This is a genomic window from Geminocystis sp., from assembly GCF_041753295.1.
Classification (GTDB): Bacteria; Cyanobacteriota; Cyanobacteriia; order Cyanobacteriales; family Cyanobacteriaceae; genus Geminocystis.
Window position 1 is genome coordinate 1 of the sequence record NZ_JBGSUU010000115.1, and the last position, 12544, is coordinate 12544.

At 31.5% G+C, this 12544-nt stretch carries 15 protein-coding genes; 14 read left to right on the forward strand and 1 reads right to left on the reverse strand.

From position 1 onward, the window contains the following. Window positions 1–231 precede the first annotated feature (231 nt). The 7 genes from ACEW8E_RS14270 (at window position 232) to ACEW8E_RS14300 (ending at window position 6162) form a co-directional block, all read left to right on the forward strand. Complete coding sequence (locus tag ACEW8E_RS14270) at window positions 232–1668, forward strand: LCP family protein (RefSeq protein WP_373481025.1); 1437 nt, start codon at window positions 232–234, stop codon at window positions 1666–1668. A gap of 124 nt (window positions 1669–1792) precedes the next feature. Beyond that, the gene (gene chlG, locus ACEW8E_RS14275; RefSeq protein WP_373481026.1) at window positions 1793–2785 is read left to right on the forward strand and encodes a chlorophyll synthase ChlG; all 993 of its coding nucleotides are present in this window, start codon (window positions 1793–1795) and stop codon (window positions 2783–2785) included. A gap of 240 nt (window positions 2786–3025) precedes the next feature. Further along, entirely contained in the window at window positions 3026–3697 is a 672-nt protein-coding gene (locus tag ACEW8E_RS14280) for an HAS-barrel domain-containing protein (protein ID WP_373481027.1), read from the forward strand. A gap of 136 nt (window positions 3698–3833) precedes the next feature. Continuing rightward, window positions 3834–4289 (forward strand): DUF29 domain-containing protein, encoded by a 456-nt coding sequence (locus tag ACEW8E_RS14285; protein WP_373481028.1) that lies wholly within the window; start codon window positions 3834–3836, stop codon window positions 4287–4289. Window positions 4290–4433: 144 nt separating this feature from the next. Further along, window positions 4434–4634: a hypothetical protein gene (locus ACEW8E_RS14290; RefSeq protein ID WP_373481029.1), complete on the forward strand. Its 201-nt coding sequence runs from the start codon at window positions 4434–4436 to the stop codon at window positions 4632–4634. A 20-nt stretch (window positions 4635–4654) separates the two neighbouring features. Then, a complete protein-coding gene (locus ACEW8E_RS14295) occupies window positions 4655–5452 on the forward strand; it encodes an aminotransferase class IV (RefSeq protein ID WP_373481030.1) in 798 nt (265 codons plus the stop codon). Between the two features lie 176 nt (window positions 5453–5628). Next, window positions 5629–6162 carry a TRAP transporter small permease subunit gene (locus tag ACEW8E_RS14300; RefSeq protein WP_373481031.1) on the forward strand — a complete coding sequence of 178 codons (534 nt, stop codon included), beginning with the start codon at window positions 5629–5631 and terminating at the stop codon, window positions 6160–6162. A gap of 55 nt (window positions 6163–6217) precedes the next feature. On the opposite strand, the gene ACEW8E_RS14305 is transcribed toward ACEW8E_RS14300, so the two are convergent. Beyond that, window positions 6218–7015 (reverse strand): tetratricopeptide repeat protein, encoded by a 798-nt coding sequence (locus ACEW8E_RS14305; RefSeq protein ID WP_373481032.1) that lies wholly within the window; start codon window positions 7013–7015, stop codon window positions 6218–6220. A 186-nt stretch (window positions 7016–7201) separates the two neighbouring features. Here ACEW8E_RS14305 and psbP point away from each other — a divergent pair, with 186 nt between their 5' ends. From psbP to ACEW8E_RS14340, 7 genes are all read left to right on the forward strand, one after another. Then, a complete protein-coding gene (psbP, locus tag ACEW8E_RS14310) occupies window positions 7202–7753 on the forward strand; it encodes a photosystem II reaction center PsbP (protein WP_373481033.1) in 552 nt (183 codons plus the stop codon). Between the two features lie 44 nt (window positions 7754–7797). After that, entirely contained in the window at window positions 7798–8382 is a 585-nt protein-coding gene (locus tag ACEW8E_RS14315) for a nucleoside triphosphate pyrophosphatase (protein WP_373481034.1), read from the forward strand. A gap of 59 nt (window positions 8383–8441) precedes the next feature. After that, window positions 8442–8771 carry a hypothetical protein gene (locus ACEW8E_RS14320; RefSeq protein WP_373481035.1) on the forward strand — a complete coding sequence of 110 codons (330 nt, stop codon included), beginning with the start codon at window positions 8442–8444 and terminating at the stop codon, window positions 8769–8771. Window positions 8772–8826: 55 nt separating this feature from the next. Then, on the forward strand, window positions 8827–9696 hold the full coding sequence (locus tag ACEW8E_RS14325) for a hypothetical protein (RefSeq protein WP_373481036.1): 870 nt from the start codon (window positions 8827–8829) through the stop codon (window positions 9694–9696). Between the two features lie 441 nt (window positions 9697–10137). After that, window positions 10138–11556, forward strand: a complete 1419-nt coding sequence (locus ACEW8E_RS14330; protein ID WP_373481037.1) for a form I ribulose bisphosphate carboxylase large subunit — start codon at window positions 10138–10140, stop codon at window positions 11554–11556. Between the two features lie 177 nt (window positions 11557–11733). After that, complete coding sequence (locus ACEW8E_RS14335; protein ID WP_373481038.1) at window positions 11734–12147, forward strand: chaperonin family protein RbcX; 414 nt, start codon at window positions 11734–11736, stop codon at window positions 12145–12147. Window positions 12148–12150: 3 nt separating this feature from the next. Further along, complete coding sequence (locus ACEW8E_RS14340; RefSeq protein WP_373481039.1) at window positions 12151–12486, forward strand: ribulose bisphosphate carboxylase small subunit; 336 nt, start codon at window positions 12151–12153, stop codon at window positions 12484–12486. The last annotated feature ends 58 nt before the right edge of the window (window positions 12487–12544 follow it).

Here is a 12544-nt window from a genome sequence, read left to right on the forward strand (position 1 = left end):
ATTTAGGAATTGTCAAAAGACAAAGAAAACCAAGAATGAAATTGATTATTGCTCCTTTTCCAGATAAAGGGAAAAATTTGGACAATTTTTTCTATGAAAACCCCTTGACACATTGCTTTTCACCTTAACTTCTAACCAATGGGTTATTATAGAGAGCGAAAATCTTTAAATAATATTAAGATTGTTACATTGTTATTTTATATTTATCATCTTTGTGTGTGAGGAGACTAAATGTCAGAGGAAAAACTAAAGCATCAAAATAAACCTTTTCATCGTCAACAGTCTGTCAAGATTTCTTCCTCTTCTAAAAACAATCCTCGTTGGTTATTAATTGGTTTAGGATTGAGTGCCATCGCCGTTTTTTCTGCCACCGCAGGAGCAATACTAGCTTTATCTCTATCCAATACACCGTTAAAACAAGCAAAATTAACCGCCGCCGAAGAAGCTGTTTTTAATAAAGAAGAAAGTATTACTTTTGATAGTCTCCAAATTCCTAAATTAAACCGTCCAGTCAATATTCTTGTACTAGGAATTAAGGTAACAACTTCAGATTTACCCGATCAAGTACATGAAGATGTAGGGTATCATGCTTTAGTTAACTCTTTTCAAGGGTTGTCTGATAGTATGTTATTGCTAAGATTTGATCCTGAAAAAGATTATGTCACCGTATTATCTATTCCTAGAGATACTAAAACTTTGGTGGAAGGAAGAGGAGTTACTAAGATAAATGATGCGAATTATTATGGTGGCCCTGCTTTAGCTGCCGAGTCGGTAAGTAATTTATTAGATGGTGTGACCATTGATCGTTATATTAGAGTAAATGTTCAAGGTATTGAAAAATTTATTGATGCTTTAGGAGGTTTAAATTTATATGTACCTCAAGACATGAAATATACAGATTTTAGTCAACATTTATATATTGATTTGAAAAAAGGTGAACAACATCTTGATGGAAATAAAGCAATTCAATTCTTACGTTTTCGCTACGATGCTTTAGGGGATATTGGTAGAGTTCAAAGACAACAAAGTTTCATGCGCGCTTTAATTGAACAGGCTTTAAATCCCAGAACTATTTTAAGAATGCCTGATATTTTATCTGTAGTTCGCGCTCATTTAGATACTAACCTCACCACGAATGAATTAATCGCTTTAGCAGGTTTTACAGGGAAGAAAAATCGCTCTAATGTTAATATGATTATGCTACCGGGAGACTTTAATACCCCCGAAGAAGGAGAGTTAAGTTATTGGTTACCTGATAGTAATAAGATTAGCTCAGTTATGGCTCAACATTTTGATCTTGAATCAGAATATGATAACCTTGCCACAGATTTAGATCCTACTACATTACGAATCGCCGTACAAAGTAACCAAGAAAATCAAGAAACGGCTTTAAAGGTTGTAGAATATTTACAAACTCAAGGTTATAATCGCACCTTTTTAACCCAGCAGTTTATCACAGAACCTTTACTAAAAACTAAAATTGTTGCACAACAAGGTGATAACTATTCTGCCGCTAGAATTAGAGCAGATTTAGGGGTAGGAGACGTAGTGGTAGAAAGTACGGGAGTTTTAAAAACTGATATTACTATTCAAGTGGGGCAAGATTGGAAAACTCCAAACTTAGATAATACTATTGATAATAGTAGTGTTAAAACGATTTCTTATTAACTGACGTTATCAACAAACATTCATTAAATAGAAATAAATTTTTTTTACTCTATATTCTCAAATTATCTATGACTGATTGTTATACTATTTGAAATTAATAAATTAACGATATTATTAAAAAATAATGACAGAAACAGAAAATAAGGATTACACAAAAGTTGAGTTAGATCGTGATGATAAAGGCTCAAAAGCTAGGCAGTTATTAGGCATGAAAGGTGCAACTACCGCTAAAAATATTTGGCAAATTAGACTTCAGTTGATGAAACCCATCACATGGATTCCTTTAATTTGGGGTGTGGTATGTGGTGCGGCTTCTTCTGGTGGTTATGTCTGGAGTTTTGAGGATTTTTTGATGGCTTTAACTTGTATGTTAATGTCAGGACCTCTTTTAGCAGGTTATACTCAAACTATGAACGATTTTTATGATCGAGATATTGATGCTATTAATGAACCTTATCGCCCCATTCCTTCAGGTATTATTAGTATTCCCCAAGTAGCAACGCAAATTTTAGTATTATTATTTGCAGGTATCGGTGTTGCTTATGGTTTAGATGTGTGGGCAAATCATGAATTTCCTATTTTAACTTGTTTAGCGGTGGGTGGTTCATTTGTTTCTTATATTTATTCTGCACCTCCTTTAAAACTAAAACAAAACGGTTGGTTGGGTAACTATGCTTTAGGTTCGAGTTACATCGCATTACCTTGGTGGGCTGGTCATGCTCTCTTTGGCGAGTTAAACTGGACTATTGTTATTCTAACTCTCATCTACAGTATGGCTGGTTTAGGTATCGCCGTTGTTAATGACTTTAAAAGTGTTGAAGGCGATCGCCAATTAGGTTTAAAATCCTTACCAGTGATGTTTGGAATAACCACCGCCGCATGGATTTGTGTAATTATGATTGATGTCTTTCAAATTGGCATGGGTGCATATCTAATTTACCTTAATCAAAATCTTTATGCAACAATCTTGTTATTATTAGTAATTCCTCAAATAACTTTTCAAGATATGTACTTTTTGCGCGATCCTTTAAAAAATGACGTTAAATACCAAGCCAGTGCTCAACCTTTTCTTGTCTTGGGTATGTTAGTAATGGGACTAGCATTAGGAAATAGTTAGGAATAAGAGACTTCTTGCAGAAGTGGAGTAATAAGTAATGAGTAATGAGTAATGAGTAATGAGTAATAAGTAATGAGTAATAAGTAATGAGTAATGAGTAATGAGTTAAGAAATTAAAGTTTTCCATCCTAAAATAGATTTTACTTTTTATTTTGCAAGAGGTCTAAGGAATAAGGAATAAGAAATAAGAAATAAGAAATAAGAAATAAGAAATAAGGAATAAGGAATAAGAAATAAGGAATGAGATTACCACTACCTAAATTAAACAACGAAGATCGTTCTTTAGAACATATTGCAGAAGTAATTGAAACTTCAACTACAGAATTTTTAGCTCAATGTTTAGAGCCTGAAGAGCTGAATTTCCCTGCTATGCCACCTTTTGGCAGTTGGGTTAAATCTTTTGATGAAGAGTCAGGCAATAAAATTTACTCTTTAGTTACGAATGTTACAACAGCACCTATAGATTCAGTACATCGAGCTAGAGCATTAGGTTTAACTTTAGCAGAATTAAAGGATCAACAACCGCAAATTTTCGCTATGTTAAAGACAGAATTTCGGGCGGTAATTATCGGTTTTGAAACGCCGCCAACTAATGAAAATAATGGTTATAGTCCTTCTAATGGTAAAATATACCAATATTTGCCTCCTCGTCCTCCCCAAATTCATCAAGCTGTTTTTTCTTGCAATACTGAGGAAATAATCAACTTTACTTCTAATCCAGACTTTTTACGAGTCTTATTACAAGTGCAAAATACTCCGGTTGAATCTCTCATTGCTGCTACTTTACGAGAAAGTTATCGTTTAAGAGGTGGTGATAGACAATGGTTAGTTAAGGCTGGGCGAACTTTAAGCGTATTATTAAAAAATGACTATGATTGTTTAAAATATATACTAAGTCAAGTTAATTGGTAAGAAAGATAATTGTTTATAGCTATCAGCAGTCAGCTTTTAGTCGTTATGTATAGATTTATAAATTTATTGGTGAATCTTTAATTATTTAAAAATTATTTATATTGGCGATAATCGTGTTTAATTATGAGGATTAATTATGATAGTAAATACTGCTGAAAAATTAAAAGAATTATATGAAATAGATGATCATTTATGGTTAGAAGAAACAATCAAATTATTAAAAGAAAAAAAGTTTAATCAACTAGATTTAGAAAATTTAATTGAGGAGTTAGAAAGTTTGTCACGGAGAGATAAATTAGCCTTACAAAGTCTATTAAATCAAATTATTCGACATTTATTATTAATTCAATATTGGGAAAATGAACGAGAAACAAATTATCGTCATTGGCAATCAGAAGTAATTAGTTTTCGAGGACAAATTAATCAACGTATGACTACTCATTTTTATCATTATTTAGCAGAAAATATACCTTTTATTTATACACAAGCTCGTAAATATGTCAAGGCAAAATCAGGTATTGATACTTTTCCTTCTGAATGTCCTTACAATTTAGATCAATTATTAGATGAAGATTGGTTTCCTCTAGTATAATTAGGTCAAACCAAATCAATAAAAATTCACCGTCTGAGTTATTAACTAAAATATTATTAGTATTTTTGGAAACTTTTTAAGTTGATTTTTGGTCTAAAATAATATAAACGTTGGTTATCTCAATATTTGTCGGTGTTCTTCGTTATGTTTAAGCAAATTAACCCTAAATTTAGATTTTTATGTAACTGTCTAATTATTTATGTTTTAGTCGGTTTTTTCTCTTCTTTAGTTGCTGACTCTCATCAAGATTTTCAAATTAGTTCTCAATCCGATTCAGCTAGTCAATTTTCTCGTATAATATCTCTTGGTGTTGCTTATTCTGCTAAAGAAAGTTTATATAAATAGAATTTAATTGTTATAATTTAATGTTCTATTATAATGGCGAATTCAAAGAAAATAACTATATTTCATTAGATATTAATGATTCTACTTGGTTATACGGTGCAACGGTTTTTACCACTTTAAGAGTTTATCAAAAATCTTTATATCATCCTTTAACTAATTGGCAAAATCACTGCGATCGCCTAAAAATAAGTATAGCTGAATTTAATTGGATTATGCCTTGTTGGGATCAAATAGAAGAGGAATTAGAACATTTATTACAGTATTTTTCAGTATTAAGAATTACCATTTTCCCCGATGGAAAAGAGTTAATAATTGGGCGACAATTACCTGATAATTTAGCAAAAAAACAAACAGAAGGTATTAAAGGTTTAGTGATTATTGATCCTCAAATAATGAGATCATTACCATTACATAAAACAGGAAATTATTTAGCTTCATATTTAGCATTAAACCAAGCAAAAAAACAAGATTATGATGAAGGTATTTTAACTAATTTTGATCATAATTGGTTAGAAACAAGTACAGGTAATTTATGGGGATATAAAGAAGGTATTTGGTTTACTCCTGCCCTAGAAACAGGAATTTTAAATGGAATTGCCAGACAAATAATTATCAAAAATGCCCAATTTCCCGTTAAAATTAATCATTGGACTCCAGAATTTATAGCCGATTTAGAAGCAGTAGCCTATAGTAATAGTGTTGTAGAAATTATCCCTTTTAAGACTATCAAAATTAACCAACAAATCAAACAATATAACTCAAATCATGAGGCATATTCATTATTAAAACATTGTTATGATATACTCAGATTTTCTTAAAATAAGTAATAACATAAAGGTTATGAGATGATACTATTTTAGTCATTCGTTTTCACTTTTGAAATATCGTAAGATTTACTTACACATTTATTTTTTAATCTTTAATTATTCACAAATGATTTAAAATTGCTGTAGAAACATTTTAGATCATCGGTCAAATAAATTATTAATTGTTAATGAATATTGCCATCAAAATTGCCCAAATTATCGATTTAATTACAGAATGGTACGGTAAAATTGTTTATTGGTTAGTTTTAGTTATGATTGGTATTGGTGTATGGAATGTCATTGGTAGATATTTAGGTAAGATTATCGGCGAAAATTTAACATCTAACAGTTTAATCGAATTGCAATGGTATATTTTTGACTTAATTTTTTTCTTAGGCGCCGCTTATACTCTGAAAAAAGATAATCATGTGAGAGTGGACATTTTTTATAAAGATTTATCAACTAAAAGAAAAGCCTTAATCAATATAATTGGTGTTTTATTTTTCTTAATTCCTTTTTGTGGTGTAATTATCTATTTTTCTTGGCAATATGTCTTTAATTCTTGGCAAATCCTCGAAATTTCTCCTGATGATAGTGGTTTACCTCGTTATCCTATCAAAACTTTAATTATTATTAGTCCTATATTATTAATTATTCAAGGTATTTCTGAATTGATCAAAAATTTAGTTATTTTCTTAAACTATTCCCCTGAAAAAATTTGATAGCAGTTAGTTTTTTCCCCTAAGAATAGAGGAAAACAACGAAGACAAAAGAAGTCTATCTTAAATTCGCTCTTATTTCACCGATAATTTTTTTTGCCATATTTACTCCTTCCTCATCCCCTTGTTTTTGATATAAACTTTCGGCTTTTAGCAAATCATTGATAGCATTTTTCGGCTTTTCTAGCCCTAAATAACTCATACTTCTGATAACATAGTTATGTGGATCATCAGGATTTAATTGTATTGCTTTATTAATATCTCCTAAACCTTCTTGATATTTTTCTAAAGAGACATAAGCTAATGCTCTATGATGATAGATTGACGATGATTCTGAATCAATTTTTATAGCTTGAGTAAAAGTATTGATCGCTTTTTGATATTCTTCAAGTTCATTAAAAGTTTTTCCTAAACCAAGATAACCCAATAATATATCTGGTTCTAATTTTATCGCTTTATTAAAATCAGGGATTGCTTTTTGATACTGTTTTAAATAAAAATAACTTTCTCCTCTAAAATAGTAACCATCGGCGGAATCAGGATTTAATTGAATGGCTTTTGTTAAATCCGTTACAGCTTTTTCTTCTTCATCTAACCAATAATAAGATTTTCCTCGATAAAGATAGTTTAAAAATTCTTCGGGATTTAATTGTATAGCTTTAGTAAAATCTGCCACAGCTTTTTTATACTCTTCTTTTTCATAAAAAGCGACTCCTCGATAATAAAAATCTTCTGAAGTATTAGGCTCAAGAGATTGCACTATATTTTTCCCTTTCAAAGATTCTAAAGCATTTACGGGAAAAATAGAAATAGCTAAACTAGATAATAAAACTATTGCCGAAAGTATTTTAATCATCTGTGTTGTTAATTTGTTTATTTATTGTCTAACTATTTATCAGTTATAAATTTTAAAATTATGCACATATATTATTTATTTCTTTTATATTTCTCAAGAGATCACGGTTTAAACAGGAAAAATTTTCCTCATCACAGACTTATATTCGTGGGATAATGACCAAGTAAACGAATTTTTTGATTGAATATGTTAAAGTCTTTTATCTCTATTGTCTTAGTTATCATAACCTTTACCCTTTCTTCTTGTTCATCTGCACTTAGTGGTTTACAAAGTTACGTTGATATTAATGACGGTTATCAATTTTTATATCCTAACGGTTGGATGTCAGTAGATGTAAAAACCGTAACAGAAGGTATTGATATTGTTTATCGAGATTTTATTGAACCTAGCGAAAATTTAAGTGTCATTATCAGTAAAGTTGACCCTAATAAAAACTTAGCAGATTTAGGCACTCCTACGGACGTTGGTTATCGTTTTATGACAATGGTTAACGAAAATTCTAATAATCAAAGAGAAACCGAATTAGTTTCCGCCGAAAAAAGACAACAAAAGCTTCAAGACTATTATTTATTGGAATATAGAGTGAAATTATCAGATAATCAATATCGTCATAATTTAGCTAGTGTCACTACCAAAAACGGCAAACTCTATACTTTTAATATTTCTACCACTGAATCTCGTTGGCAAAAAGTGGAAGATTTATTTAAAACTGTTACCAAATCTTTTTCACTATCTTAATCAAGTTAATCTCTACTTTTTTCCTAACTGTTAAAAATAATTATATGACTAAATTTGTTCTCGCTTCTGCCTCCGTTGCAAGGTTAAAACTATTGAGAATGGTTGGTATCGAACCTATTGTTTCCCATAGCAATTTTGATGAATCTTCCGTTAATTTAACTCATATTCCTGATTTAGTCAATACTTTAGCTTTTAAAAAAGCAGAAATTGTGGCTAATGTTTTTCCTTCTTCTTTAGTTTTAGGATGTGATTCTGTTTTAGAAGTAGAAGGAGAAATTTATGGTAAACCTGATAACCCCAAGGTTGCTATAACTCGTTGGCAACAAATGCGAGGTAAAGTCGGAAAATTATATACAGGTCATGCTTTAATTAATACTGACACTCAAGAAAAAGTTATTCAATGTGGCATTACAGAAGTATTTTTTGCTTATCTTAATGACTCGGAAATTGAATCTTATGTAGCTACAGGAGAACCTCTCAAATGTGCTGGTAATTTTGCTTTAGAGGGTAAAGGAGGTTTATTTGTTGAGAAAATTGTCGGTTGTCATAGTAATGTTATAGGTTTGAGTTTACCTTTGTTACGAGTTATGTTAGCTGATTTGCATTATCAGATTACTGATTTTTGGTAAATTTTTATTGATAATTTAAGTTAAGCTAATTGAAAGCAAAAATTTGAGGTTATTTATTCATGAGTAAAATTGAAGAAGTTAAAGCAAAAATTAGAAGTGGTGACATTGAAGAGGCTATGGCGATCGCCATGTCAGAAGCGATGAAGTTAGAAATAGTAACCACTGTCAATAACGAAGAAAATCATAATCAGATAGTATCTTGTCGTAGCTTGATAGATTTATTACAAAACGAAATAGATCATGAATTAGGAGATTCTCAGAATGTTAAACAAATACAAAATAATCATTTTCAAGAAGTAGAAAAATCTCACAAAAGAATTTTACAAAATGTTCAGAGTTTACAGAAGATGTTTACTCTTTTACAAGAAAATGCCGATAAATTATCTTAGTTATAATTATTAAATAAAATATCTAAATTAAATCATAAAATTAGGGAGTAAGCTAATGAATAATTATGAAGAAATAAAAGAACTATTAAAGAAAAAAAAATTAAAACAAATTTTATTAATAGCCTTAAGTAACAGTTTAAAATTGAAGTTAAATACCTCAGCGAAAACTAAAGATAAACTATCGAATATAGAAACAAAAATAAATTTAATTAGAGGAATAACTACTAAAACCAATAATCTTAGTTTACTTTCTCAAGAAGATCAAGTATTTCAATTTCATCAGCAACAAGTAGAAAAAGCCTACGAAACTTGGGATAAAAATAGAGAAACTTTAGTTCAAATTTTACAAATAATTGGCGGAAATTCTCTTGATTTAAGTACTTTTACTAAGGAATTATCATCATTATCAAAAGAAGAAAACTCCTCAGAAGAAGAAACAAATTATATTGAGAATGAAGCTGAAGACAATTTAGAAGATGATTTTGCTGATTTTGAATTTGATACTCCTTCAGATGAGAATAAACAGGAAATAGAAGCGGATATTTCTGAAAATTGGATTGATGACATTGACAATGAAATAGAAAATCCCGTAGAAGAAAATCTCAACTCAGTGGATATAGTATATATATCAACAGATATTGTGGAAGAAGAAAATATTTTCTCCGATGAAGAGAAAGAAGAAAATGAGGAAGAGGAAAACTGGGATGATTTTATGGATGAAATGCCTATGGAAGATGAAATTTCTCCTCAAGAAGTCATCATTAATTCCGACACTCAAGCTGTTTCTCCTAGCTTAGAAGTGGAGGAAGATTGGCAAGAATGGTTACAAGAAGATAATTTACCTCATCAAAATGGTGAATACGACTCAGAAGCTATCGACTGGAATCAGGAAGATTGGCAAGAAGAGGAAGAAATACCTTTATAAATCAAACTTAGTGTTAAATTGACGATGTATTTGACATTATTGCCATATTCTACATTATCTATTTAAGCATTAATTTTTAACTAATATAAGTATATTTAATTAGTCTAATAATTTAAAAATTCTTTATTTTTTAATATGTAAAGGAATATGTATAAAATAACGTTTTAATGGTATTAAGGATTGTTATCAAAAAAATAAGTTAGTCTTTATACCCTTTAAATAGTTATCAACTCAAGAAAATAACATTAGTTAAGTTAATAAAAATCAGAAAAAATAATAATATAAAATAAGAGAAAAAAAATAAAAACTTGCGCAGAAGATGATCCCCTTCATGATAATATTAATTTTAGAAAACTAAAAGCCTTAAAATTAACTTCAAATTAAAGAAGTTATCAAAAATAAAGCTATAAAGAAAAATTATATATTTGGAGGAAACGACAAATGGTACAAGCTGGATCCAAAAATGGATTTAAAGCTGGTGTACAGGATTACCGCCTGACTTATTACACCCCTGATTACACCCCTAAAGATACTGACTTATTAGCCTGTTTCAGAATGACTCCCCAACCCGGAGTTCCCCCTGAAGAATGTGCGGCAGCAGTAGCGGCTGAGTCTTCTACTGGTACTTGGACTACTGTATGGACTGATGGTTTAACGGATTTAGATCGTTATAAAGGTCGTTGTTACAACGTTGAACCCGTACAAGGTGAAGATAATCAATATTTCGTATTTGTTGCTTATCCTTTAGATTTATTTGAAGAAGGTTCTATTACTAACGTTTTAACTTCTTTAGTTGGTAACGTATTCGGTTTTAAAGCTCTTCGTGCATTACGTTTAGAAGACATCCGTTTCCCCGTTGCTTTAATCAAAACTTACCAAGGACCTCCTCACGGTATTACTGTTGAGCGTGACTTATTAAACAAATACGGTCGTCCTCTCTTAGGTTGTACCATTAAACCAAAATTAGGTTTATCCGCTAAAAACTACGGTCGTGCAGTTTATGAGTGTCTTCGTGGTGGTTTAGACTTCACCAAAGATGACGAAAACATTAACTCTCAGCCTTTCATGCGTTGGCGCGATCGTTTCTTATTTGTACAGGAAGCTATTTCTAAAGCACAAGCTGAAACCAATGAAATGAAAGGTCACTACCTCAACGTAACCGCAGGTACTTGTGAAGAAATGATGAAACGTGCTGAATTCGCTAAAGAAATCGGTACTCCTATCATTATGCACGACTTCTTTACTGGTGGTTTCACCGCTAACACTACTCTTGCAAGATGGTGTCGTGAAAATGGTTTATTACTCCACATTCACCGCGCAATGCACGCTGTAGTTGACCGTCAAAAAAATCACGGTATCCACTTCAGAGTTTTAGCTAAATGTCTCCGTCTCTCTGGTGGTGATCATTTACACTCTGGTACTGTTGTTGGTAAATTAGAAGGCGATCGCGCTGTAACTTTAGGTTTCGTGGACTTAATGCGTGAAGATTACGTTGAAGAAGATCGTTCTCGTGGTGTATTCTTTACCCAAGATTATGCTTCTTTACCCGGTGTAATGCCTGTAGCTTCTGGTGGTATCCATGTATGGCATATGCCCGCATTGGTAGAAATCTTTGGTGATGATTCTTGTTTACAGTTCGGTGGTGGTACTTTAGGACACCCTTGGGGTAACGCACCGGGTGCAACCGCTAACCGTGTAGCTTTAGAAGCCTGTGTTCAAGCTCGTAACGAAGGTCGTTCATTAGCTCGTGAAGGTAATGACGTTCTCCGTGAGGCTTGTCGTTGGAGTCCTGAATTAGCTGCAGCTTGTGAACTATGGAAAGAAATCAAGTTTGAGTTTGACACCGTTGATACTCTCTAAAATTCAGTAGTCAGTAGGGGCGTAATATATTACGCCTGTACAAAAATCAGAAAAAATAAGTATTAATAGTCATTAATGAACAAAAATTCTTCAAATAAAGAGAATAATAAAGTTACTTGGCAATTGTACTTATTTATTAAAATTCTGATCATCGAAAACTGATCTTTACTAAAATTTATGACTTATAAACAAGTCGTTAAGGATACGGCAAAGGTTCTGCAAAGTTATCTCACTTATCAAGCAGTAAGAGTCATTATTGAACAACTCTCGGAAACTAACCCCGGACAAGCTATTTGGCTTAGTGATTATAGCGATCAAAAAAAAGTTCAGGATAGTGACACCTATATCAGCGAATTGATGAAGGAAAATAAAGAGTTAGTATTAAGGATTCTTACAGTAAGAGAAGATCTAGCCGAGCAAGTATTAGAGTTTCTGCCTGAAATGGTGAAAACAAACATTAATCAATCTAATATAGAACATCGTCGTCATCTTTTAGAGCGTTTAACTCAAACTCAATCTTCTTCATTAATGTCATCTCCTGTAGATGAAACAAACTTCAAATCTAATCAATCAGAAAACAAGGAAGAATAAAAGATGCAAACTTTACCAAAAGAGCGCCGTTACGAAACTCTATCTTATTTACCCCCTTTAACAGATCAACAAATCGTTAAACAAGTTCAGTACTTATTAGATCAAGGATTTATTCCTGCCATCGAATTTGAAAAAGATCCTTTACCTACTGATCACCACTGGACTTTATGGAAACTACCTTTATTTAATGCTGTCTCTCCCCAAGAAGTGTTAAACGAAGTTCGTGAATGTAAAGCACAATATTCTGATTCTTATGTAAGAGTTATTGCTTTTGATAACCTCAGACAGTGTCAAACTGTGAGTTTCATCGTTCACAAACCTAATGCAACTCGTTTCTAAGATCAATCATTTAATCTAAAATTCATAATAGGGTAGGCTTAATTGTCTGCTCTATTTT